This window comes from Rhodococcus sp. no. 34 (assembly GCF_054589475.1).
The window spans coordinates 69972-94146 of the sequence record NZ_BAAILK010000046.1; the positions used below are offsets into that span (position 1 = coordinate 69972).

Annotated in this window: 18 protein-coding genes; 11 read left to right on the forward strand and 7 right to left on the reverse strand. The window is 64.4% G+C overall.

All coding sequences use genetic code 11. The annotated features are described in order from the left end of the window. Positions 1-178: 178 nt before the first annotated feature. Genes ACYP01_RS21595 through ACYP01_RS21610 form a run of 4 tightly spaced genes read left to right on the forward strand, consistent with a single transcriptional unit; the run spans position 179 to position 3244 of the window. Positions 179-1024 carry an undecaprenyl-diphosphate phosphatase gene (locus ACYP01_RS21595; protein ID WP_030537531.1) on the forward strand — a complete coding sequence of 282 codons (846 nt, stop codon included), beginning with the start codon at positions 179-181 and terminating at the stop codon, positions 1022-1024. Positions 1025-1082: 58 nt separating this feature from the next. Then, positions 1083-1778 carry a histidine phosphatase family protein gene (locus ACYP01_RS21600; protein WP_003946173.1) on the forward strand — a complete coding sequence of 232 codons (696 nt, stop codon included), beginning with the start codon at positions 1083-1085 and terminating at the stop codon, positions 1776-1778. A gap of 55 nt (positions 1779-1833) precedes the next feature. Beyond that, entirely contained in the window at positions 1834-2433 is a 600-nt protein-coding gene (locus tag ACYP01_RS21605; protein WP_003946200.1) for a DUF3090 domain-containing protein, read from the forward strand. Between the two features lie 4 nt (positions 2434-2437). Continuing rightward, entirely contained in the window at positions 2438-3244 is an 807-nt protein-coding gene (locus ACYP01_RS21610) for an SCO1664 family protein (RefSeq protein ID WP_459682334.1), read from the forward strand. On the opposite strand, the gene ACYP01_RS21615 is transcribed toward ACYP01_RS21610, so the two are convergent. Further along, complete coding sequence (locus tag ACYP01_RS21615) at positions 3241-3702, reverse strand: MarR family winged helix-turn-helix transcriptional regulator (protein WP_003946187.1); 462 nt, start codon at positions 3700-3702, stop codon at positions 3241-3243. The genes ACYP01_RS21610 and ACYP01_RS21615 overlap by 4 nt on opposite strands. A 127-nt stretch (positions 3703-3829) precedes the next feature. On the opposite strand from ACYP01_RS21615, the gene ACYP01_RS21620 reads away from it, so the two are divergent. Then, positions 3830-5920, forward strand: coding sequence for an MMPL family transporter (locus ACYP01_RS21620; RefSeq protein WP_459683040.1), 2091 nt, complete (start codon positions 3830-3832; stop codon positions 5918-5920). A gap of 10 nt (positions 5921-5930) precedes the next feature. Then, entirely contained in the window at positions 5931-7172 is a 1242-nt protein-coding gene (mshC, locus tag ACYP01_RS21625; protein ID WP_459682337.1) for a cysteine--1-D-myo-inosityl 2-amino-2-deoxy-alpha-D-glucopyranoside ligase, read from the forward strand. Positions 7173-7229: 57 nt separating this feature from the next. Here the strand turns inward: mshC and ACYP01_RS21630 are convergent, their stop codons facing one another. The 6 genes from ACYP01_RS21630 to ACYP01_RS21655 form a co-directional block, all read right to left on the reverse strand. Next, complete coding sequence (locus tag ACYP01_RS21630; RefSeq protein ID WP_459682340.1) at positions 7230-11405, reverse strand: TIGR02680 family protein; 4176 nt, start codon at positions 11403-11405, stop codon at positions 7230-7232. Beyond that, positions 11402-12844 carry a TIGR02678 family protein gene (locus ACYP01_RS21635; RefSeq protein WP_030537537.1) on the reverse strand — a complete coding sequence of 481 codons (1443 nt, stop codon included), beginning with the start codon at positions 12842-12844 and terminating at the stop codon, positions 11402-11404. Before ACYP01_RS21635 ends, ACYP01_RS21630 begins: the two co-directional genes overlap by 4 nt. Continuing rightward, positions 12841-14346, reverse strand: a complete 1506-nt coding sequence (locus ACYP01_RS21640; RefSeq protein WP_007733760.1) for a TIGR02677 family protein — start codon at positions 14344-14346, stop codon at positions 12841-12843. The genes ACYP01_RS21635 and ACYP01_RS21640 overlap by 4 nt, the downstream gene beginning before the upstream one ends. Positions 14347-14379: 33 nt before the next feature. Then, on the reverse strand, positions 14380-15465 hold the full coding sequence (locus ACYP01_RS21645; RefSeq protein ID WP_019748530.1) for a helix-turn-helix domain-containing protein: 1086 nt from the start codon (positions 15463-15465) through the stop codon (positions 14380-14382). 146 nt (positions 15466-15611) lie between these two features. Next, the gene (locus ACYP01_RS21650; RefSeq protein WP_050655280.1) at positions 15612-16772 is read right to left on the reverse strand and encodes an MFS transporter; all 1161 of its coding nucleotides are present in this window, start codon (positions 16770-16772) and stop codon (positions 15612-15614) included. Next, positions 16769-17623: a PAC2 family protein gene (locus ACYP01_RS21655; protein WP_459683041.1), complete on the reverse strand. Its 855-nt coding sequence runs from the start codon at positions 17621-17623 to the stop codon at positions 16769-16771. The genes ACYP01_RS21650 and ACYP01_RS21655 overlap by 4 nt, the downstream gene beginning before the upstream one ends. 168 nt (positions 17624-17791) lie before the next feature. Between ACYP01_RS21655 and metH the strand changes: the two genes are divergently transcribed. From metH to ACYP01_RS21680, 5 genes are read left to right on the forward strand one after another with little or no spacing between them, the layout of a single operon-like run. Continuing rightward, complete coding sequence (gene metH, locus ACYP01_RS21660) at positions 17792-21361, forward strand: methionine synthase (RefSeq protein ID WP_047270513.1); 3570 nt, start codon at positions 17792-17794, stop codon at positions 21359-21361. Further along, entirely contained in the window at positions 21354-22052 is a 699-nt protein-coding gene (locus tag ACYP01_RS21665) for an HAD family hydrolase (protein ID WP_007729900.1), read from the forward strand. Before metH ends, ACYP01_RS21665 begins: the two co-directional genes overlap by 8 nt. 12 nt (positions 22053-22064) lie before the next feature. Beyond that, a complete protein-coding gene (gene trhO, locus ACYP01_RS21670; protein ID WP_030536336.1) occupies positions 22065-22925 on the forward strand; it encodes an oxygen-dependent tRNA uridine(34) hydroxylase TrhO in 861 nt (286 codons plus the stop codon). Between the two features lie 57 nt (positions 22926-22982). Next, positions 22983-23843, forward strand: a complete 861-nt coding sequence (locus ACYP01_RS21675) for a pseudouridine synthase (protein WP_459683042.1) — start codon at positions 22983-22985, stop codon at positions 23841-23843. A 59-nt stretch (positions 23844-23902) separates the two neighbouring features. Then, complete coding sequence (locus tag ACYP01_RS21680; RefSeq protein ID WP_003944933.1) at positions 23903-24166, forward strand: phosphoribosyl-ATP diphosphatase; 264 nt, start codon at positions 23903-23905, stop codon at positions 24164-24166. The last annotated feature ends 9 nt before the right edge of the window (positions 24167-24175 follow it).

The window sequence follows — 24175 nt, forward strand, 5'->3', positions numbered from 1 at the left end:
AGATCTCACCACGTGCAGACTAGTAGGCGCTCGCCTCGAGTCGGGGTATTCGGACACGGACGTGCCGGGCGCGGCGCGGCGCCGTGGGCCCCGGTAGCGTGGCGCCGGTGAAACGTGAACCCGACACACGAAACCTGTGTGCAGTAACCCCATTCGAATCAGCCGGGATCGGTGAGTGATGGGCGAAGCGATGACCTGGCTCCAGGCCGTGATCCTGGGCCTCGTGCAGGGCTTGACCGAGTTCCTGCCCATCTCGTCTTCCGGACATTTGCGAATCGTGTCGGAGATATTCTTCGGCAGTGACGCCGGCGCGTCGTTCACCGCGGTGACGCAGCTCGGCACCGAGTTGGCGGTCCTGATCTACTTCGCACGCGACATCGTGAGGATCATCACTGCCTGGTTCCGAGGTGTGTTCAATGCCGAGCACCGGGGCGATCTCGATTACCGGATGGGCTGGTACGTCATCATCGGCACCATCCCGGTCGGCATCCTCGGGTTCTTCTTCAAAGACCAGATCCGTACCGGCGCACGCAATCTGTGGCTGATTGCCACGATGCTGATCGTGTTCGCGCTCGTCATCGCTGCTGCCGAGTACTACGGACGCAAGACGCGCCCGATCGAATCGCTCACAGCGCGCGACGGCATCATCATGGGTTCGGCTCAGGCGCTCGCGCTCATCCCGGGTGTCTCACGTTCGGGTGGCACGATCAGTGCCGGCCTTTTCCTCGGACTCACCCGTGAGGCCGCAGCCCGTTACTCGTTCCTGTTGGCGATTCCGGCAGTTCTCGCCTCCGGTTTGTTCAGCCTCCCGGATGCCTTCGAGCCGGCCGGTGAGGGTCTGAACGCGAGCGGTCCGCAGTTGCTGGTGGCAACCGTCATCGCCTTCGCGGTCGGTTACGCAGCGATCGCGTGGCTGCTTCGATTTGTTGTCGATCACTCCATGTACTGGTTCGTCGGATACAGAATCGCTCTCGGCGTAGTCGTCCTTGCGTTGCTGGCCACAGGGGTCGTGTCTGCGACATAGGGCCCGTTTCGACGTCGACCACCCGTCCGTGCGGCCACCGCCCCATTAGGGTTGTGGAATGACAGTTGTCCTACTGCGGCACGGGCGGTCGACGTCCAACACTGCCCATACCCTGGCCGGTCGAACGCCGGGTGTGGAACTCGACGACCACGGCCGGAAACAGGCCGAAGGCGTCGTCGATCGGCTGGTCGGTCTGGACATCGCGGAGATCGTCCGCTCGCCGCTGTTGCGGTGTGAGCAGACGGTCGGCCCCATTGCCGTCGACCGTGGTCTGACGCCGGTGGTCGAGGATCGCCTCATCGAGGTCGATTACGGCGACTGGACGGGTCGCCCGCTCAAGGAACTCTTGGAAGAACCGCTCTGGAAAGTGGTGCAGCGCCACGCTTCCGGTGCAGTGTTTCCCGGCGGTGAAGGGCTGGCCCAGGTACAGGCGCGAGCCGTTGCCGCGATCCGAGAGCACGACGCACGGCTGGCCGAAGAACACGGCAAGGACGTCGTCTGGATCGCGTGCACGCACGGTGACGTCATCAAATCGGTTCTCGCCGACGCGTTTGCGATGCACCTCGATTCGTTCCAGCGCATCGTCGCCGAGCCCGCCTCGGTCAGTGTGATTCGCTACACGGCGACACTGCCGTTCGTTCTTCGCGTCAACGACACCGGAGACGTACTCGCCGCGATCGGTGCGGCGAAGGCCGCGACCAACGGTTCGGCTCCCGCGCAGGAGTCCGTCCCCGGCGGAGAGGTCGGTGCGTGAGCTGTGACGGATAATGGGTATTCAGTGATGTTCTGCTCGAACTCGAGGAGGTGCAATGTCGCGCGCGATTCACGTATTTCGCACTCCTGACCGATTTGTCGCAGGAACGGTGGGCGAACCCGGTGACAGGTCTTTCTATCTCCAGGCCGTGCACGAATCACGGGTGGTGAGTGTGCTGCTCGAGAAGCAGCAGGTTCAGGTCCTCGCCGATCGCATGGGCTTACTCCTCGAAGAGGTACATCGACGCTTCGGAACCGAGGTTCCGCCACAAGCCGACGACGTCTCCGACCTCAGCCCGCTGGTCACACCGCTCGACGCGGAGTTTCGGGTCGGCACGATGGGGCTCGGTTGGGACGCCGATGCCGGGGCGGTCGTCGTGGAGCTGCTTGCCGTCAGCGAGACGGAGTTCGACGAATCGGTTGTCCTCGACGACGCCGACGACGGTCCGGACGCGGTCCGTGTGTTCCTGACCCCGGAGCAAGCGCGCGAGTTTTCGCTGCGGTCCGAACGCGTCATCGCGGCCGGACGCGCGCCGTGCCCGCTGTGTGGTGAACCGTTGGCGCCCGAGGGGCACGTCTGCATCCGCACCAATGGGTACCGACGCGGGGAGTCCTTCGGTTTCGCGATCGACGACGCAGACGACGACGAGGTCTGACGTCGTGTCCGAACCTGGTGTGCCGGACGTTCTGCTCGAGGGTGATCTGACTCTGATCGGTCAGATCACCACGGCGAGCAACGCCACGCTGGTATGTGAGTCGACTCTGGGGGAGAAGTCCACCCGCGTGGTCTACAAGCCGGTCCGGGGTGAACGCCCACTGTGGGATTTCCCGGACGGCACTCTGGCGGGGCGTGAGGTCGCGTCGTACCGCGTGTCCGAGGCGCTGGGTTGGGGAGTGATTCCGCGAACAGTGTTGCGGGACGGTCCTTTCGGTCCAGGCATGGTGCAGCGATGGATCGACACCGTCGATCGCCGTGCGGATGGATCTGGCGGACTCGAGATGGTGGACCTGTGCAGTCCCGGCAACGTTCCGCCGGGGTGGTTCGAGGTCCTGCAGGCCTTCGACTCGGAGGGTGAACCCGTCTCCCTGATCCATGCGGACGATCCACGGCTGCAGCGAATGGCCGTTCTGGACGTCCTCATCAACAACGCCGACCGTAAAGGTGGTCACGCCCTCGAGGGCGTCGACGGCTCGGTGTACGGCGTTGATCACGGAATCTGTCTTCACTCGGAGAACAAGCTGCGGACCGTGTTGTGGGGGTGGGCCGGGCAGCCCGTACCCGGTGCCTTGATTGCCGACGTCGCCGAATTCGCGACAACTCTCGACGGGGATCTCGGCGACGAGTTGTCCGTCCTGATCACCGAGGAAGAGATCGTGGCTTTGGCGGTGCGGGCGATGCAGTTCGCAGAGTCGGCCGTGATGCCCGAACCGAACGGCCATCGAACGATTCCCTGGCCGGCCTTCTAGTCGCGAGACGTTTCCTGCTGTTCGCGAGTTGCCGTCTTCAATCCGGGTGAGCGAACCAATCGCAGTAGTTGTTCGCGCAGCGCGGCGACGTCCCCGACGCCGACGGTCAACGCCGCATCTTCCTTCTCGAGCGTCAGTAGTCGCTCGTACGTCAGTCTTCCGGCGTCGGTTATCGCGATCACGCGCCGACGCTCGTCCCTCGGATCGGTGTCACGAGTGACGTAACCCGCTCGTTCGAGACGGTCGATCGTGCGGCTCATCGTCTGATCGGTGACTCGGGCGTTCTTCGCGATGTCGCGTTGAGACGCCGCCCCACCGGCGATCGAGTGGAGCACGATCAGGCCCGCGTGCGTCATGTCCTGAGACCGCAAGACCTTCTCCCACGAGTGCTCCACCAGGCGTGCAGCGGTGGACAACAGCCGGCCGGTGGGCCAGTCGTCCAGGCCGTCGCTGCTCATTTTTCTGCCTTCCGTTTGCAATTACTCAGCATGCTGAACAAAATAGTCGGCAAGTCCTCTGCTGCCGATCCCTGGAGACCCAGTGAGCACACCAGTACAAAATCGTCCTGTTCGTCGCCTTCGATGGATTGTGCCAGCTCTCCTCGTGATCGGCTGGCTGGCAATCGGAGGATTCGGCGGTCCGTTCGCCGGAAAGCTCAGCACGGTGCAGCAGAACGACAACACGTCGTTCCTGCCCGCGTCGGCCGAAGCGACCGAGGTGGCAAAGCTTCAAGAGAGCTTCACGGACACGCGCTTCGTGCCGGCCATCATCGTGGCGGAACGACCGGGTGGCCTCGAGCCCGCCGACTCCACCTTGCTTTCCCAGACCGTCGATTCGTTTGTCGGTACCGAGGGATTCGGCGACGCCTCATCGCCGCCGATCCCGTCGGCCGACGGCCAGGCGTTGCAGATGTTCCTGCCGGTCGACAGCACCCTCGAGGTCAAGGACAGCGTGAAAGCGCTGCGCGCGGCGCTGGAGTCGAGCCCGGACGGACTGACGGTCAAGGTGACCGGCCCCGCTGGGCAGGTTGCGGACCTGTCGGCAGCATTCGCCGGTATCGACGGATTGCTGTTGTTGGTAGCCGGATCCGTCGTGATCGTGATCCTGATCATCGTCTACCGGAGCCCGATCCTGCCGTTCGTGGTGATCTTTTCGGCGATCTTCGCACTCGGATTGTCGAGCTTGCTCGTGTATCTGCTCGCGGACGCGGACGTCATCGCACTGAACGGTCAGAGCCAGGGCATCCTGTTCATCCTCGTGTTCGGTGCCGCCACCGACTACGCGCTGCTTCTGGTCTCTCGCTATCGGGAAGAGTTGCGGATCGAGAAGGACAAGTACGCAGCAATGCGCACTGCGTGGCGCGCGACGCTCGAACCTGTCGCAGCGTCTGCGGGAACGGTCATCGCGGGCGTTCTGTGCCTGTTGCTCTCCGACCTGAACTCGAACCGCGGACTCGGTCCGGTGGCCGCCATCGGTATCGCCGCGTCCTTCCTCGCATCGATGACCTTCCTACCTGCTGTCCTGGTTCTGTTCGGGAGGACGGCGTACTGGCCGACCAAGCCGAAGTTCGATGCCGACCGCGAGCACCACGACGAGGCGAACGATCACCGGTTCTGGGCCGGGCTCGCTGCTCGAATCGGACGGCACCCGCGCCGCTTCTGGGTGGCGTCGACGCTGGTGCTTGTGATCTTCGCGCTGATGATGCCGCAGTTCAAAGCCAGCGGTGTCTCTTCGTCCGACATCTTCTTGCTCGACGTCGATTCGGTTGCAGGCCAGGAGATTCTCGGCGAGCACTTCGACGCGGGTTCGGGTTCACCGGCCGTGGTCATCGCGAATGCGGATCAGGTGGACGCCGTTGCGGCAGCCAGTCGCGTGGAGGGCGTCAGCGACGTGAGCGTCGTGCAGAACGGGGGAGCCCCACTGGTTGTCGACGGACGAGTCTCCCTGCAGGCGACCTTGACTGACGCTGCCGACTCACTCGAGGCCGAAGACACCATCGTGCGGCTACGTGATGCAGTTCACTCAGTGGAGGGCGCCGACGCATTGGTCGGTGGCGTCACTGCGACCGACCTCGACACGAAGACCACCTCGACACGGGACCGGACACTCATCATTCCCGTGGTGATCATCGTGGTGTTCGTGATTCTCTCCTTGTTGCTGCGTTCGCTTCTCGCACCGCTGCTTCTCATGGGCACCGTTGTGCTCTCGTTTGCTGCGACACTGGGCATTTCGTCGCTGGTGTTCGACCACGTCTTCGGGTTCCCCGGCGCGGATCCGGTGGTCCCGCTGTTTGCGTTCGTGTTCCTCGTGGCCCTGGGAATCGACTACAACATCTTCCTCATGACGAGGGTGCGTGAGGAAGCGCTGAAGATCGGCACTCGGGCGGGTGCGCTGCGGGGACTCACCGTGACCGGCGGGGTGATCACCTCTGCCGGAGTTGTTCTGGCAGCAACCTTCTCGGCGTTGGCGGTGATCCCGCTGTTGTTCCTCGCGCAGATCGCGTTCATCGTGGCGTTCGGTGTCCTGCTCGACGCTCTGATCGTCCGATCCTTGCTGGTCCCGGCCCTGACCTACGACATCGGTCAGAAGATCTGGTGGCCGAGCAAGCTCGCGTCGACGCCCGAACCGGAGCAGGATCAGCCAGCACCTTCCCAGCCTCAGAGCAGTCTCCACTAGGCTCGGCAGCATGCAGTCTTGGTCCGATACCGCACTCCCGTCCGTTCCCGGTCAGGGGCCGCCGTTGCGGCTGTACGACACAGCCGACCGTCAGGTTCGCCCCGTCACCCCGGGCAAGAAGGCGACGATGTACGTCTGCGGCATCACCCCGTACGACGCCACCCACCTCGGCCACGCGGCCACGTACCTCACGTTCGACCTCGTGAACCGCATCTGGCGCGACGCCGGACACGATGTCCACTACGTCCAGAACGTGACCGACGTGGACGACCCGCTGTTCGAGCGAGCCAATCGCGACGGCGAGGACTGGATCGTCCTCGGCATGCGTGAGACGGCACTCTTCCGCGAGGACATGGAAGCGCTGCGTGTGCTTCCGCCGAAGGACTACATCGGCGCCGTCGAATCGGTGAACGAAGTAGTCGAGTTGGTGGAGAAGTTCGTGGCGTCCGGCGCCGCGTACATCGTCGACGACGCGGAGTTCCCCGACGTCTACTTCCGTGCCGACGCGACCGAGCAGTTCGGCTACGAGTCGGGCTACGACCGCGCGACGATGGAGAAGTTTTTTGCCGAACGCGGCGGAGATCCCGATCGCGTCGGAAAGCGCAATCCGCTCGACGCACTTGTCTGGCGTGCGGAGCGTCCGGGCGAGCCCTCGTGGCCCTCACCCTTCGGGCCGGGTCGCCCCGGCTGGCACATCGAATGCGCGGCGATTGCACTCAACCGCATCGGCTCCGGCTTCGACGTCCAGGGCGGTGGCAGCGATCTGATCTTCCCGCACCACGAGTTCTCGGCTGCGCATGCCGAATCGGCAACGGGTGATCGCCGATTCGCGCGGCACTATGTGCACACCGGCATGATCGGTCTCGACGGCGAAAAGATGTCGAAGAGTCGGGGAAACCTGGTCTTCGTCTCCAAGCTGCGCGGCGAGGGGGTGGACCCAGCGGCAATCCGTCTCGGACTGCTGTCCGGCCACTACCGCCAGGATCGCGCGTGGACCGATCAGGTCCTCGCGGATGCTCAGTCGCGCCTGAAGGTGTGGCGCGAGGCCGCTGCTGTCGGTTCTGCGCCGTCTGCCACCGACACTGTTGCGCGTTTGCGTCAGCACCTGGCCGACGATCTCGACACCCCGAAGGCGCTCGACGCGCTCGACGGTTGGGCCCGCCGCGCCATCGAGGGCGGCGGATCCGACACGCAGGCACCCGGCGAGTTCGCCGATGCCGTCGACGCCCTACTGGGTATTTCGCTTCGCTGAACCCCTGCTGTGCGCCTTTATTAACCGCCCGCGGTTAATAAAGGCGCACAGCAGTTTCTAGGCGTAGTCCAACGCACCTTCGGCTGGTGTCGGTACCCGGCGCCGTAGCGGCGAGCCCAATGCCCTCGCCAGATCCGTTCCGTCGTGCTCGGCAAGCAGCTCACCGTTCGACCAGACCAGCAGCGCGGCGCTGACAGCCTGTTCGGCCGTGGAGTGCGCGAGGTCGTAGTGCGCACAGCCGGGGACGTCTGCGTATGTGATCCACAGGTCGTAGCCGGTCATGAAGAGGTCCAGGTCGAACTGAACGCTCAAGCCGAGAAGCTCGCTGCGACCGTTGTCGTCGACACCGGCGAAAGCCTCGTCGAGTGCCAGCAGACGCGGGGCGTGCGGGTCGGCCGAGTCCAACATGACGTGCGCCGCGGCGAACAAAGGAAGGTGCAGCGAGACGGACTGCTCGCCACCGGACAGCGCGCTGTGCCGCGCGACGGTAAGACGGTCTTCCTTGCCCTCACCGCTGATGAGGGTGAACGAGAACACGCGCCATTGACGGTAGTCGAGCGCCGAGGACAGAATCTCCGGGTACGAGCGTTCGGGGTGCGCCGCGCGGGCGGTACGGATCTGCGTCGCGAAATGTGCTCGCAGAGTTGCCAGTTCATCGACGCCGAGGGCCGATGCGTCTCGATCCAGCAGCTTGGAGATCGCCCGCGAGCTGTCGTCGAGGTTGTCGGCGAGCACCCAGTGAACGCCGATGGTATTGCCTGAGGACATCCGACGCTCACGCATCTCGGTGCCCATCTGTGCGATCAACTCGCGTGCGTCGACCGTGCGCTCGTGGATCTGCTGAGCCAATCCGGTCAACAGGGCATCTTCGAGAATGCGACGCTCGGACTCGGTGAGCAACTGCTCCTGATCGCCGCGAGCGTCGTGGATCCGTGTTGCGAACTCGCCGATCGACGAATAGCCCTGATCGTCCTGGACTCGTACGACGGTCAGCCCATCCGGTGCATCCCACTGCAGACGGTAGTCCTGTCCGGCTGCTGCGAGTTGCGCGTCGAAGTCCTGCAGCGCCGAGGTCAGTGCCGTGCGGGTTGCCTTTCGGGCGCCGTCGGTGACTCGGACTGCCGAGGTCGCAGCCTCGAGCGCTCGGTACAACCTGTCGACGTCTTCGGGGAGGACGGGCGGGTGGGCTGCGTCCTCGCTGCGATCTTCGTTCTGGATGCGGTAGACCAACTGATCGGGGCTCATCCACGCCGCTGAACTTGCCGGCCAGCTCAGATGTTCCTTGACGCCCAACAACTCGAGAAGGTCCGGGCGCGCGTAGGGTGCGAGTCGCTCTGCATCACTGCGGGTTTCGGTCAGGGTGTGACGCAAGGTCTCCACGGCGGTGTTGTACGCACCCTCCGCCGTGCCGATCTGGAGGACGGCGGCGTCGTACGCCTTTCGCGCCGCACGCTGTTCGACCTTGCATTCTTCGATCTTCGCGCGGGCTTTTGCCAGGTCCAGGTCGATCTGCTCGGCGCTGGCACCGAGGGTGTCGCGCAGCGTCTCGAGACGCTGCACCTGCTGGAGCAGACTCTCCTCGGCGATGGCGGCTTCCTCGGCGAATTCCTCCGCATTGGCGCGTGATTCGTCGAGACGGTCGCGAGACTCGCGTTCGAGTTCGACTTCCTTGGCATGCTCCCGTCGGCAGCGCAGCGCCAGTTCGCCCTGCTTCTCGAAATGGCGGATCGCCGCCGCGAGGGAGTCGAGTTCACGGCCGATATGCGGCGTCCGGTGCTGCGACGCCGTCGCTCGGAGTTGCTTTTCCTTCGCCGCGAGATCAGCGATCGCCGCATCGAGTTCGCGTTGTGCCGTTTCCGTGGCCTCCGAGCGAGTACGGAGTGCGCCGGCGGATTCGGTGACCGTCTTGAGTGCGCGCAGGATCGAACCTGTCTTCGGCAATTCCTTTGCCGCAGAGTTGATCCGGCTCAGTTGCTCGTTGGTCTGCGCCACCAGTGCCTTGGCCGTATCGACTGCCGCGGCAAGTTCTTCCAGAGCCGCGTCGATCTCGGTGATCCGAGCCTCGCGTCGACGCGCCCGTGCTGTGGTGCCGATGTACTCGGCGTCGGCCTTGACGTGCCGGCCACGCGCGACGCCCTGCCAGAAGCGGCCGTCGACGCCGATCGCGACGCTTGCATCGGAGTCTCCCGGTGCCTCGACGAGACTGATCGACGCGAGAATGTCCTGTACCCGAGCGTCGGGTACGTCGGCATTGCCTTCGACCTCGAGGACGTCCGCCAGCGTTCGTCCCTTCGGACGCTGCTTGACGGGCAGAGCCGTCAGGAACTGCTCGCTGACGTGCTCGGGAATCTTCTCGTCCGGGCAGACCCAGCCGTCGAGCAGATTTGCCGCCTGGAGTGCGGATTCGATTCCCGTGGCCACGTCTGGTTCGACGGAGTCGGCGAAGCGCACCAACTGCCACAGCGGTGCACCACCCAGTTCACTGCGGTTGTCGGTGCGTGCGTGGAAGGCAGGCGGAGCGTCGTCGTGTTCCGCCGAGACGGCCTTGCGCTCGGATTTGAGAGCCGCGATGGAGGCGTGTGAGGCAGATATTTCAGCTTCGGCCTCACGTCGACGCTCGCGCAGCGTCTCGGTGCCGGCTTCGGTGTGCTCGGCGAGAACTGCGGACAGCGCCGGAGCGTCTTCGTCGCCGACTTCGGCGAGCGCCGCGTCGAGAGCTTCGAACAGCGACGTGTCGGCGCCGACAGCCGAAAACAGGGAGGAGTGATCGGTCCACCACGCGCGCAGCCCGCTGGCGCACTGACTGCGTGCGAGTTCCACGGCAGCTTCGCCCTCGAGTACAGCCGCCTTGGACGCTTCGAGCAGCTCTTGTCCACGGCGAGAGCTGTTTTCGGCCCGGGTTCGTTCGGTCGCCGCCTTCTCGACGGTCGCCAGTGCGGTGCGGACGACGCGTACGTCACCGTCACGCTCCTCGGCATGGCCACGGACTGCTGCCGTGATCTGGTCACTGCGTGAGCCGTCGGGCAGGGGAGTCCAGACGATGCCGGCGTCCTCAGCGGCCGCCTGCAGTTCGTCCTCGGCGCGCGAGAGTGCTTCGGCCGCACGCTTGACCGACGATGCAGCCTTGTCGGCTTCGTCGCCGCGTTGAGCGAGTGCGGCCTGCGCTTTCCGGGACTTGTCTGCCTGCTGCTCGGTCGAGAGCTTGAGCGTCGCGACGGCCTGGGCGAGGTCGTCGAGTTGCTGTTTGCCTTCGTACGCGCTCGAGCGTTGCAGTGCTTCGACATTGGCGCGCGCGTTCTCGAGTGCCTGCTCGGCCTGGTTGAAGCGCTCCTCGGCTGCTGCCCGCGCCTCACGGCTGCGGGTCTGGGCGAGCGACGACTCGTCCATGGCGGCAACACCTCTGGTGACCGCTGCGAGGCGGGTGCTGACCTGTTCGATCTCTCCGCGAGACTGCTGACGCAGGTACTTGGTGTAGACCCCGATGAAACTCTGGGCTGCCTGATCGGCGGCCGCGAGCCCCTCGAGCGCGCGGCCGACTTCCTCCATGTCGCTGAACGAACGCGCAGCTTCGAGGACCAACTGATCGTCGAGTGGACGGAGACCGTCGGTGAGTGCCTGCGAAAGGCCCTTCGGGTCGAGGTTCTTCGCGAGCTGGGGACGGCGAAGCGTGAGAATGAGATTGATCAGCTGGTCGTAGCGCTGCACTCCGAGACCGAACATTCGCGCGTCGATGGCTGTGCGGTAGTCGAGGGGACGGTCGGTGATGGAATCGCTGCCGAGTTGTTCGGCCAACTGCTTCTTGGTGAGAGGACGATCGTCGTTGCCGATCAGCGAGAAGTCGACTCCGACGCGGCCGTCGGCGACGAAGTACCAGCGGGTGACCTTGTCGTTGGTTCGGGTTGCCCGCATGCCGATACCCACGGTCACCGACTCGGGATCTTCGAGGGAGCCGCGGCAGAACTCCATCCACACGTAGGAGTGCGCGCTGTCCTGGCCCCGGTAGAGCAGGTTGGACTTCATCGTGCGCTCTTCACCGGCGAACGGGTTGAGGCGCCGCGGTTCGATGCGGCCGTCGAAGACGAACGGGAACAGGACCTCGAGGGCCTTGGTCTTGCCGGATCCGTTGGGTCCCCGCAGAACCAGTCGACCGTCGGCGAACGAGAACTCTTGGTCTCGGTAATCCCAGAGGTTGATGATTCCAGCCCGAGTAGGTCGGAAGCGGGCGTTGCTCATACGTTCTCTACCTCTGATAGTTCGCCGTTGGGGGAAGGTTCGGGGCCGAATTCGTCGACCGGATCCGGTGCGGAGTTGTCCACCGCGAAGTCGATCTGAGGATCGCGTTCGCGCACGGAGACCACTACGTCGCGGTACCGGGCAAGGACGGGCAACACCAGTACGCCGCCGTCGACCGCATGCGTCAGGCGCAGACGTTGCAGCAACCCGAGCGCCTGCTTGCGCAGCCCGTTGTGATCGGCCTGCCACTGCGCCGCGAAAGTTCGCCCGAACTGGTCCACCAACTCGGTGACCTTGTCAGCGAGCCAGTCGTCGTCGATTTTCGGGTACGTGACGGGTGGCGGTGGCTCGGCCGGTTCGCCGGCGGGCAGCACGAAGTCGTCGTCCTCGTCGGCGAGGTCCTCGAAGATCCCGGCCTCGGGGATGGCGGCATCGAGTTGTTCGATCAGATGATCGTCCGACACGTGCGGGATCGGAAGTTTCGGCAGTTCAGGAGCGTCGACGTCGAGTACGCGGTCGGCAATCTCGCCGGCCAGGAGAAGTGCCACCTGAGCGATCGTTCCGGTGCTCGGGAAGCGGACGTCGGAGAGGCGACCGGTGGGATCGATCATCGCGATTCCCTCGGCGCGGCGCTCGGCCACCAACCCCGTCAGTAGTTCGACTTCCGACGCGGTCTTGGGCTGCGCCAACGCGATCAATTCGTGCTGATCGAGTTCACCGGCCAGTACGACCGGGCGCTCGACGAGTGCCCGACGTACTCGGCGTCCGATCTCTTTCGCGTCCACGGGAATTCCGTCGTCCTCGGAGGCGCTCGAGGTCTCGACGGCCAGGAGTCCGCGGATGGAGTGTAGGTGTTGCAGGGCGCGCGGTGGACGGAACAGCGCTACGACGACGGAACGGTCGATGTCGTAGAGCGCTTCTCCCGCTTCGGGATTGGACGCCCAGCCGTTTGCGTCACCGTCGGCGAGGGCGATGGCGCCTCTGACTCCGAGCCAGCCCACTGCGTCGACGAAGGCGTCGCGGTCGGACGCACGATCGGTGGAGAGTTCCACGCCGTCGACCTGCCCTGCGTCAGCCGCGACGTGATCGGCCAACTCCGACAACGTGATCTGGTTTCCGGCGCGGCCCAATGCGGCCAGGCACAACGCCAGGTACGCGTAGCGCGTGCGATCGAAGGTTCGCTCGGAGGCAGTTCTGGCCGGTGCCGACGGGTTGAGCCGATCCGACACCGTGAACAGGCGCGCGGTGGTCTCCGTCACCTCGAGGCGGTAGCCGAACAGTTCGAGAAGGTCGTCACGCAGTTCGGTGGCCCAACGGCGCAAGAGCGGCAACGCAATTCGATCCGGGTACGTCGAGGTGATCAGGTGGTTGGACAGGATCACTCGCGCCGCGCGTTGATACGAGTCGAGGGCAAGGGGCGTGATCTCGCGAGCTCTCATCGAACACTGACCTCGATGCCGTCGAGATGCATTCGTCCGCGAGCAGTCTTGATGGTGGTCGAACCGTCCGAGGGACTGAGTGTCAGCTTCACCCCGTTCTCGCTACCGGTGGAGCTCTTGACGCGTCCCACCACCGGAACGCGCGCGGTCAGTGCTGCATTGAGCAGACTCAGCAAAACTTCGGTCTCCTGCTCGTTGAGTTCGCGCTGATAAACACCGTTCGACGCGAGGGATTGCGCCGCGGCACTGCGCGTACGTTGCGCCGCCAACTGCTCTTCGCGCAGGCGGCGGATGCTGCCGTCGTTGCGGGCGACCTTGCTCGGCAAGCCGGGTGAGGGCGGGCGGCCGGTTTCGGCGAGTGTTCGCGCGATCTCGACCGGCGGTGCCTCCCACCACGAGCGTGAGTGCGAAATGATGTCGGCGTCCGGATGCACCATCGAGAGATGGCGTGGACGACCGAGGTCGAACACTGCCTGGAACAGAGCATGAGCTGCGTCTTCGGACGGCGTGGCGGCGAACCAGCCGGCGAGGTGCCGGAGCTGGCTCTCACGGCTGACGCCGCCGCGACGGGTTTCCGTGACGCGGCGAAGGAGCGCCAGAACCGCGGCGATCGCGCTCATCGTGCCCTCACGTAGACGCTCGGACTCGCTGATCCCCGATTCCGCGGAGACGAACCAGGCGGTCAATCCTCGCCAACGCGCAGCCCAGTCGTCTTCGCGTTCGGTGATCGGGACGAACACCCGTTCGTCACTGGCGGCGGCGAGGCGGATCATGCGATCGACCCCGGTGGATTCGACGTGCTCGATCGCTTCCTTGAGCTTGGGGGCGTAGCGAGCCAGATCGGAGCTGAACTCCCGCATGTGCGTGAGCAGAGCGTCCTTGTGCGTGAGGAAAGCCTGCGGAGTGATCTCCGTGGTCCGTACGAGGTCCCCGAGGGTCAGATAGAAGTGCGCGGCTCGATCAGCCATGTCGGAGAGTGTCGAGTCGAGGCGCTTGAGCTTGCGGAAGATCAGATCGCCGTCGGAGCTTCGGTTGGCCTCGGCGAGTTCGGACATGTCTGCGAGCAGGTCCGGCAGAGCGAGACGCGAGAGCGACGCCGAGTCCAGGCGTGCGGCGAGAACGTCTTCGACTGATCGATAGACCTGGTATCCGGCCTGACCGAACTGGTAGACGAAGTGGCGATTGCGGTACTCGGCCAGCGTGGCCGCGCGGGTGCCGTCGTAGCTGCGCTCGAGGATCTCCCACACATGGAGCTGATCCAACAGGGGAGTGACCTCTGCTGCCGACAGATCGGCCGCCGGATCCGATCCACCGATCTTCTCGAGGATGTGCGCGACGGCTCCGGCATGCAGCAGGACGGTGTAGTTGGCGCGAGCATGGTCGAAGGCACGAAGTACCCAGAGGTACTCGGCCCGTTTTTCCGCGATCGTGAACGAAAACAGCTTCAGTCGATTGGTGTCGGCGTACGCGGCGTAATCGGGCGCACTCGTTTCTTCCACCATGACAGGGTAGGCGAGAGACGCCCCCTCTTTTTCCTACGGGCGATCCGTGGCAGGGGATGCGGCGCGTCGCCACTGCGATTCGTTCTCGATCATCCATGTGAGCAGGTGCTCGGCCGCCGCCTCGTCGGAGTCCGGGCCGACCAGCAGATCGGCGAACGCTTGGCTGGGGGCGACGATGCGGATGCCGTCGCGGGTGAGCAATCGGTCGAAGGCAGACGGTGAGAGGGGAGCGGTGATCCATACGTCACCGCCGGATTCCACCCGCCGTAGTCCGAGAGCGTCGGCGAACTGATCGACGTTGTCGGCATGGAAGTGGGCACGTCGAGTGGGCGCGTACCGAGCAAAGGGTGCCGCCGCTACCGATGCAGTACCGGCGTAGATGTGACCGCTGAGCTGACGCAGTTGATCGAAGAGTGCTTCCAACCCGTCCGGCGCGTGAAAGCCGTGAGGCGTCGGCGCTTTGGCGCCGGCTTCGGCCGCCCATTCACGAAGCATCTTCGGCCAGCGGACGTCACCGATCCCACCGCGGGGGAGCCTGGTCACCAGTTCACGATCCGACAGTGTCTGAACCACCCGATAGGTTGCTCCCGTCGACGCACCGGCCAGGCGCACCAAGGCAGTGATCGCCAGTGGCGCCGCGAAATCGGCAAGCGCACGCACGACGCGAGCTGACGGATCGCCCGTCAACTGTCCGGAAGGACGTCCGGGCCCCCGCCACGGATCGGCGTCGGCTCCGCGTCCACGCACCCAGACGGCGGGTCGATCAGCGGTCAACGACACATTGCCCGTGGCGTCTGCGTACGAGATCGCGTGGGAATCGAGCTGCCGGCGGACCGGCTCGGAGAGATATTTTGCGCACACGAAGCCGGGTTGACCGGTGGGGAAGCGATCGGCGATACCGGGAACGTCGCTGCTCAGGACACCGTGAGCGGCGTAGACGCCGAATTTGGCCACCGCGCCGTCAGGGGAGCGGAGGTCGAGTCGGAGTGGCGCCTCGGACAGGTCGGGGGAGCGCTGCGTCGACAAAGACCAGGTAGGAGGCAAATTTTCTTCGATGACGGCAACCGATCGCCGAAAAATGTCGATCGGCCGTTCCGGTTCCGACTCAGATTCGCTCATGTTCCAATGGTATCAATATCTGTCGACGACGGAAACACAAGATTTTCCGAATAATATTCGCCCTGACAGCCTCGCGACAACGGTGGTCGCTTGCGCCGAGAAACTCACTACCTACACCACTTCAAATTCGAAATTGCCGAGACCGATCAGCGTTGCTTCGGCATGATCAGGGGAGCGACGACGGCGAGCAGTAGTGCGGGGATCAGGAAGCTCGCGGCAGGCGAAGAGTCGTAAATCGGTGTCAGGGCCAGGGGAGCAAGAGCGGCGCCGCCGAAGCGCATCGCTTGGACGACGGACACGGCGCCGCCACGGTTCGGCCCCGCGGATCCGAGGACCGCCGCGTTGACGCCGACCAGCACGAACTGGCTCGCGACGCCTGCGACAAACCATGCGATCGCGATTACCGGCACCAAGCCGGCAAGGCCGACGACGGAGACCAGAACTGCTCCGCCCAGGGCGCCGATCATCACGGAGGAGCGTGCGCCGATGCGATCGATGAGGATTCCGATGCGCCGGGCCGAGAGGATGCCGGCCACGCCGAAGACGGTGAGCAGTAGGCCGCGGACGGTGGGGGACAGCCCGAACTCGTCTTCGAAGCGGAAGGCGAGCAGGAAGCTCAGTCCACCGAGGGCGCCCCAGCCGAGCAATGCAGCGATACCGATGCGGAGCACTTCGGGGCGTAATGCATCGCGGAGACGGGCGGGAGTGGTCGCTGCCGGTGCTTCGGACTTCGGAAGTCCGACGGCTCCCAGAATGCCCGCGACCACTGCGATGACGAGAAAGGCCAGACGCCAGTCGAATTCGGCCGCCAGTCCGCCGATCAACGGAGCCGACGACTGCCCTGCGGCCTGGAAAGCGCCGAAGGCTCCGAGGGCTCGACCCAGCCGTGCCTGCGGTGTTGCGGCCGCCAACGAGGCAAGCAGTAGCGGCGTGGTGAATGCGTTCGCGGAGCCCTGCAGTACCCGGGCGGCAAGGAAGATCTCGAGTGTCGGGGCGAGGAAGCATGCCAACGACGCGAGGACGTAGACGCCGTAAGCGATGCGCACCGTCCGAACCTTGCCCCACCGCGTCCCGAGTGTCCCCGACACCAACATCAGAGCGGCGAAGGGGAGCAGGTACGCGGTGAGGGAAGAGGCGGCCGCCGACGGACCGACCCCTAGATCGTCACCGATCTCTGGAAGGATCGAAGCAACCACGCCGCCGCCGAACGGGCCGAGGAACCCGCCGGCGTACAGCGCGATCAGCTGAAGCCGGAGGCGCAGTGGGCGCTGTGTACTTCCGCCTTCTTCTGGAGTGTTCTTGCTCACAGTCCGAAGCTGCCGGGGCCTCGCCGTCTGAGGTAGCGCTCGAATTCCGCGGCGATGGCATCGCCGTCGATCTTGGAGATTGCTTCGCTGATGTCGGTTTCGGCGTCTCCCCGTTCTTCCAGGGTGCGCACGTATTCGCCGATTTCCTCATCGTCCGCGGTCATTTCGTTGACCGCTTCCTCCCAATCCTCCGACTGAGCCGGGAGCTCCCCGAGTGGGACCTCGATGTCGAGAACATCCTCGACTCGTTGAAGGAGGGCCACTGTGGCCTTCGGGTTGGGTGGCTGCGAAACGTAGTGCGGAACCGCCGCCCAGAACGAAATAGCGGGTACACCAGCACGAACGCACTCGTCCTGAAGAACCCCGGTGATGCCCGTCGGGCCTTCGTACCGCGTCTGTTCCAGGTTGAATCGGGCGGCGGATTCACTGCTGTAGGCCGTGCCCGTCACCGGGACCGGTCGGGTGTGCGGAGTATCGGCGAGCAGGGCGCCGAGGATGACGACCGTCTTGACGTTCAGTTGGTCGATCAGCTCGAGCAGATCCTCGCAGAAACTGCGCCACCGCATGTTGGGCTCGATCCCGCGAAGCAGGACGATGTCGCTCTCGCTGCCAGGAGGCGAACAGACCGACAAACGTGTTGCCGGCCAAACGATTTCGCGAGTGACACCGTCGACCTGCCGGACTGTGGGGCGGTTGACCTGATAGTCGTAGTAGTCCTCTGAATCGAGTTCGGCGAGCGGCTGGGCATCCCAGACCAGCTCGAGATGTTCGACCGCACCGCTGGCTGCGTCACCGGCGTCGTTCCAGCCCTCGAAAGCTGCAACGAGGATGGGATCACGTAGGACAGGGATGTCGCCCTCGAGGCGGTCGCTGCTGTCGACGGCAAAGCCGTCAGGGCTCTCGAAGGCCGCGGAATCATCGAAATCGACCGGGCCGTCGGGAGTGACGGGGAACTCACTTGGACTCACCCACCCAGCCTACGGCCAGAGCTTGTCGGTGCGCCCACTACTCTGGACGGCATGTCTGCCCCATTTAACTCTGCCCTGCTTGATGCGCTGAAACAGCGCGTTGTCATCGGCGACGGAGCGATGGGCACCATGTTGCAGGCCGCGGACCTCACCCTGGACGACTTCCTCGGCCTCGAGGGGTGCAATGAGATCCTCAACGACACCCGTCCCGACGTGCTCAAAGACATCCACCGTGCGTACTTCGCCGCTGGTGCCGATGCCGTCGAGACCAACACCTTCGGTTGCAACCTGCCCAACCTCGCCGACTACGACATCTCTCACCGGATCCGCGAACTCGCGGAAAAAGGCACTGCTCTCGCCCGTGAAGTAGCGGACGAGATGGGACCAGGCCGCGACGGCATGGCCCGATTCGTACTCGGCTCGATGGGACCGGGAACCAAGCTCCCCAGCCTGGGACACGCACCGTACGCAGTCCTGCGTGACGCGTACACCGAAGCTGCGCTCGGCATGATCGACGGTGGCGCCGACGCCATCCTCGTCGAAACCTGCCAGGACCTGCTTCAGGTGAAAGCTGCAATCCTCGGCAGCCAGCGTGCGATGGAGCAACTCGGACTGCGGTTGCCGATCATCACTCACGTGACGGTCGAGACAACCGGAACGATGCTCCTCGGCAGTGAGATCGGTGCGGCGCTGACGGCACTCGAGCCACTCGGTATCGACATGATCGGTCTGAACTGCGCCACCGGGCCGGCCGAGATGAGTGAACATCTCCGTCATCTGTCCAAGTACTCCACGCTGCCGGTGTCGGTCATGCCCAATGCCGGCCTGCCGCAGCTCGGTCCCAAGGGCGCCGAGTATCCGCTGACTGCCGACGAATTGGCCGAAGCCCTCAGTGGTTTCGTCTCCGAGTTCGGACTCGGCCTCGTCGGTGGCTGCTGCGGTACGACGCCCGAGCACATCAGCGCGGTCGCCGACGCGGTCCGTCAGGTCGAGAAGGCCCAGCGCACGCCGATCCACGAGCCGAGCACCTCTTCGCTGTACTCGGCGGTGCCGTTCGAGCAGGACGCCAGCATCCTGATGATCGGCGAACGCACGAACTCCAACGGCTCCAAGGCTTTCCGCGAGGCAATGCTCTCCGCGGACTACCAGAAGTGCCTGGACATCGCCAAGGACCAGACCCGCGACGGCGCACACATGCTCGACCTCAACGTCGACTACGTGGGCCGCGACGGTGCCGCCGACATGTCGGAACTTGCCAGCCGCCTGGCGACGTCCTCGACGCTGCCGATCATGCTCGACTCCACCGAGCCTGCCGTGCTGCAGGCCGGCCTCGAGCACCTCGGTGGCCGCTGCGCCGTCAACTCCGTCAACTACGAAGACGGCGCCGGCCCCGAATCGCGTTTCCACAAGATCATGACTCTGGTCAAGGAGCACGGCGCGGCAGTCGTCGCCCTGACCATCGACGAAGAGGGCCAGGCTCGCACCGCCGAGACGAAGGTTGCCATCGCCAAGCGTCTGATCGAGGACATCAAGGGAAACTGGGGACTCGCCGAGTCCGACATCATCGTCGACGCCTTGACCTTCCCCATCTCCACCGGTCAGGAAGAGGTACGACGCGACGGCATCGAGACCATCGAAGCCATCCGTCAGCTCAAGGCTGCGTACCCGGAACTGCACTTCACCCTTGGTATCTCGAACATCTCGTTCGGTTTGAACCCGGCAGCTCGTCAGGTCCTCAACTCGGTGTTCCTGCACGAGTGCACCGAGGCAGGTCTGGACACGGCGATCGTTCATGCGTCCAAGATTCTGCCGATGGCCCGAATTCCTGACGAGCAGCGTGAAACCGCACTCGACCTCGTCTACGACCGTCGTAGCGAGGGGTACGACCCGCTGCAGAAGCTGATGGCTCTGTTCGAGGGCGTTTCGGCAGCGTCGGCGCGTGAGTCCCGTGCGCAGGAACTGGCGGGACTTCCGTTGTTCGACCGGCTCGAACGCCGCATCGTCGACGGCGAGCGCAACGGCCTCGACGACGACCTCACCGAGGCGATGACGATCAAGCCTCCGCTGGCCATCATCAACGAGACCTTGCTCTCGGGCATGAAGACCGTCGGCGAGCTGTTCGGCTCCGGACAGATGCAGTTGCCGTTCGTGTTGCAGTCGGCCGAGGTCATGAAGGCTGCCGTGGCATTCCTCGAACCGCACATGGAAGCGAGCGACGAGGACGGCAAGGGTCGCATCGTGATCGCGACCGTCAAGGGCGACGTTCACGACATCGGCAAGAACCTGGTCGACATCATCTTGAGCAACAACGGCTACGAGGTCGTCAACATCGGTATCAAGCAGCCGATCGCGACCATCCTCGACGTCGCGTTGGACAAGAAAGCCGACGTGATCGGCATGTCCGGACTGCTCGTGAAGTCCACTGTCGTGATGAAGGAAAACCTCCAGGAACTCAACGCACGCGGAGTCGCCGAGAAGTTCCCGGTTCTGCTCGGTGGTGCGGCGCTCACGCGCTCCTACGTCGAGAACGACCTGCAGGAGGTGTACGAGGGCGACGTCAGCTATGCCCGCGACGCCTTCGAGGGTCTGAACTTGATGGACCAGATCATGACGACCAAGCGTGGTGGCGGCCCGGCGCCGGACAGCCCGGAGGCCATCGCTGCTCGCGAGAAGGCTGCCGAGCGTAAGGCACGTCACGAGCGTTCCAAGCGCATCGCCGAAAAGCGTAAGGCTGCAGCGGTTCCCGTGGTCCTGCCGGAGCGTTCCGATGTCGCAACCGACATCGCGGTGCCGACACCTCCCTTCTGGGGCTCGCGCATCGTCAAGGGAATCTCACTGTCCGAGTACTCGGGGCTGCTCGACGAGCGCGCTCTTTTCCTCGGCCAGTGGGGCCTTCGCGGTCAGCGCAAGGGCGACGGTCCGACGTACGAGGAACTGGTCGAGTCGGAAGGCCGTCCGCGACTTCGGTACTGGCTCGATCGGTTGACGTCCGAGGGCATCCTCGCGCATGCCGCGGTCGTGTACGGGTACTTCCCGGCGATCTCGGAGGGCGACGACGTCATCGTGCTCACCGAGCCGAAACCGGATGCACCCGAAAGGTTCCGGTTCACCTACCCGCGCCAGCACCGCGACCGCTTCCTGTGCATCGCGGACTTCGTTCGCTCGCGCAAGGACGCCGAGGCCACCGGGCAGGTCGACGTTCTTCCGTTCCAGTTGGTGACGATGGGTCAGCCGATCGCGGACTTCGCCAACGAGTTGTTCGCATCGAACTCGTACCGCGATTACCTCGAGGTTCACGGAATCGGTGTCCAGCTCACGGAGTCTCTGGCCGAGTACTGGCATCGACGCGTCCGTGAAGAGCTAGTGCTTCCCGAGGGTCACACCGTCGCGGAGCAGGATCCCACCGAGGTTGCCGGTTACTTCGATCTCGAGTACCGCGGCGCTCGTTATTCGTTCGGATACGGCGCGTGCCCGGATCTCGAGGATCGAGCCAAGTTGGTTGCGTTGCTCGAACCCGAACGAATCGGCGTCGAATTGTCCGAGGAGCTGCAGCTGCATCCCGAGCAGTCCACGGACGCTTTTGTCCTGCACCACCCGGAAGCAAAGTATTTCAATGTCTGAGTTGTTGACCGAAGTATCCGAATCAACGCTCGGTGGTGTCCTGTGGGACATGGACGGCACCCTGCTCGATTCGGAGAAGCTGTGGGACATCGCGCTTCGTGAGCTGTCCCTACGCCTGGGCGGACCGATGACGGAAGCGACACGCGTTGCCGTCATCGGTGCGTCGAGCCCCTTCGCCCTTGCGACGGTGTTCGACGCTCTCGGCCTGGAGAAGCATCCCGATGCCATCGCCGAGGCGAAGGACTGGATGTACACCCGCGTCGGCGATCTTTTCGAGGACGGCGTGACCTGGCGGCCGGGTGCTCGCGACGCACTGTCGACCGTGCGTGACGGTGGTCTGCGTTCTGCACTGGTCACCAACACCGAGCGAGTTCTGGTCGATCGGGCACTCGGCATGCTCGGCCGTGAGTTCTTCGACCATTCGGTGTGTGGCGACGAGGTCCCCAACGGGAAACCGGCAGCGGATCCGTACCTGCGCGGCGCGCATCTGCTCGGACTCGAGCCGGCGCAGTGCCTCGCGATCGAGGACTCGCCGACCGGCACGGCGTCGGCCAGCGCTGCGGGTTGCGCGGTGCTCGTCGTTCCGTGTGAGGTCGACGTCCCCGCCGGCCCTGGACGCGTGTTTCGAGAGTCCCTGTTGGACTTGTCCATTCACGATCTTCACGACGTTCACTCGAGCGCGGCACGTTAGGCTGGATTTGCTGTGGCTATTCCGAAAATTGTTCTCTTCTACCAGTTCACGCCGTTGGCGGACCCGGAAGCGATCAAGCTGTGGCAGCACAGCCTGGCCGAGTCCAACAACCTGACGGGCCGGATCATCGTCTCGCCGCACGGGATCAACGCGACGGTCGGCGGAGACATCGAGGATGTCAAGCGATATGTCCGTGGTACGCGTGGTTACGAACCCTTCCGTACCGCTGACATCAAGTGGTCGGACGGCCTCGGGGACGATTTCCCTCGTCTGAGTGTCAAGGCACGCTCGGAGATCGTGACGTTCGGTGCCCCCGACGAGCTGAAAGTCGACGAGAACGGTGTGGTCGGCGGAGGAGTTCACCTGGTGCCCAAGGAACTACACGAACTCGTCGACACTCGCGGTGACGACGTCGTGTTCTTCGACGGGCGCAATGCCTTCGAAGCCGAGATCGGCCGTTTCCGAGATGCGATAGTTCCGGACGTCGCCACCACTCGGGATTTCGTCAACGAACTCGACAGTGGCAAATACGACCATCTCAAGGGCAAAGCCGTGGTCACGTACTGCACCGGCGGAGTGCGCTGTGAGGTGTTGTCTTCGCTGATGCGCTCACGTGGCTTCGACGAGGTCTATCAGTTGGACGGCGGAATCGTCCGTTACGGCGAGACTTTCGGCGACCGCGGCCTCTGGGACGGTTCCCTGTACGTGTTCGACAAGCGGATGAACATCGAGTTCTCATCCGAAGCCAAGACACTCGGCGTGTGTGTCGATTGTGGTACTCCGACCCCGCGGTACCGCAACCGGATCGACGGCGACGGCCGAACCCTCGAATTGCTCTGTGAGAGTTGTTCACCAGACCTCGAGCAGGACTGAGCTGTGCCCAAGGCTCCGTTGCCGATCCGAAACGGTCTCGGACCTGACCGGCTGCGGATGCCGGCGGAGTCGTCGGCGCGGACCGTCCTCGAGCACCTGGTCGGCGAGCATCCCGGGGAGCGGGACCTGTGGGCGGACCTCGTCAGCGCCGGGGACGTCGTCGACGAGCACGGGCGGAAGATCACGAGCCGAACGCCCTATCAGCCGACCCGGTTCGTGTACTTCTACCGCGAGCCGGCCCCCGAGATTCCGGTTCCGCACGAGATCGAGATCTTGTACCGCGACGACTCGATTCTCGTGATCGACAAACCGCACTTCCTGGCGACCATTCCACGGGGAGCGCACATCGTCGAAAGCGCAGTCGTGCGCCTGCGTCGTGACCTGGGCCTTCCGGATCTTGCGCCAGTTCACCGCCTCGACCGGATGACGGCGGGTGTCATCGTGTTCACCGTGACACCGGACCTACGACGGCCGTACCAGGAACTTTTTGCCGAGCAGCGGATCGTCAAGGAGTACGAGGCGATTGCGGGCTTCGATCCGGAACTGACTTTCCCTCGCACGGTGCGCAGCCGCATCAACAAAGTTCACGGCGAGATGACGGCTACCGAAATCGCGGGCGAGCCGAACAGTGAGACGTCGATCGAACTGATCGAGGTGATCACCGACTCGGCCGGCCGGACGCTCGGGCGATACAGGTTGCTCCCACGGACCGGCCGGACCCATCAGCTTCGGCTGCACCTCAACTCGCTGGGCGTCCCGATCGTCGGTGACAACTACTATCCGGAGTATCTGCCCGCAGTGCCCGGTGACTTCTCGACTCCGTTGCGATTGTTGGCGCGAGCGTTGGAGTACCCGGATCCGATCACCGGGCAGACCCGCAGGTTCGTGAGTTCGCGCAGCCTCGACGCAGGCCTGTGAACACCGCTGTTCGTGGGCGTGTGAAAACCGCTTCCGTCCTCGTGAAAGAATAGCTACCCGTGAAGACCTTCGAATCCTTGTTCGCCGAATTGACCGAGCGCGCTGCTACTCGCCCCGAGGGGTCCGGCACTGTCGCCGCCCTCGACGCCGGTGTGCATGCTCAGGGCAAAAAGGTCATCGAGGAAGCCGGTGAAGTGTGGATCGCTGCGGAATACCAGAGCGATGAGCAGCTAGCCGAGGAAATTTCCCAGCTGCTGTACTGGACGCAGGTGTTGATGGTCGGTCGCGGACTGACCCTCGAGGACGTGTACCGACATCTGTGATCGGAGCTG

Excerpts from the sequence above, each read along its gene's own strand:
- ACYP01_RS21595 (WP_030537531.1), top strand. The coding sequence starts at position 179 with ATGGGCGAAGCGATGACCTGGCTCCAGGCCGTGATCCTGGGCCTCGTG.
- ACYP01_RS21600 (WP_003946173.1), top strand. The coding sequence starts at position 1,083 with ATGACAGTTGTCCTACTGCGGCACGGGCGGTCGACGTCCAACACTGCC.
- ACYP01_RS21605 (WP_003946200.1), top strand. The coding sequence starts at position 1,834 with ATGTCGCGCGCGATTCACGTATTTCGCACTCCTGACCGATTTGTCGCA.
- ACYP01_RS21615 (WP_003946187.1), bottom strand. The coding sequence starts at position 3,702 with ATGAGCAGCGACGGCCTGGACGACTGGCCCACCGGCCGGCTGTTGTCC.
- mshC (WP_459682337.1), top strand. The coding sequence starts at position 5,931 with ATGCAGTCTTGGTCCGATACCGCACTCCCGTCCGTTCCCGGTCAGGGG.
- ACYP01_RS21630 (WP_459682340.1), bottom strand. The coding sequence starts at position 11,405 with ATGAGCAACGCCCGCTTCCGACCTACTCGGGCTGGAATCATCAACCTC.
- ACYP01_RS21635 (WP_030537537.1), bottom strand. The coding sequence starts at position 12,844 with ATGAGAGCTCGCGAGATCACGCCCCTTGCCCTCGACTCGTATCAACGC.
- ACYP01_RS21640 (WP_007733760.1), bottom strand. The coding sequence starts at position 14,346 with ATGGTGGAAGAAACGAGTGCGCCCGATTACGCCGCGTACGCCGACACC.
- ACYP01_RS21645 (WP_019748530.1), bottom strand. The coding sequence starts at position 15,465 with ATGAGCGAATCTGAGTCGGAACCGGAACGGCCGATCGACATTTTTCGG.
- metH (WP_047270513.1), top strand. The coding sequence starts at position 17,792 with ATGTCTGCCCCATTTAACTCTGCCCTGCTTGATGCGCTGAAACAGCGC.
- ACYP01_RS21665 (WP_007729900.1), top strand. The coding sequence starts at position 21,354 with ATGTCTGAGTTGTTGACCGAAGTATCCGAATCAACGCTCGGTGGTGTC.
- ACYP01_RS21675 (WP_459683042.1), top strand. The coding sequence starts at position 22,983 with ATGCCGGCGGAGTCGTCGGCGCGGACCGTCCTCGAGCACCTGGTCGGC.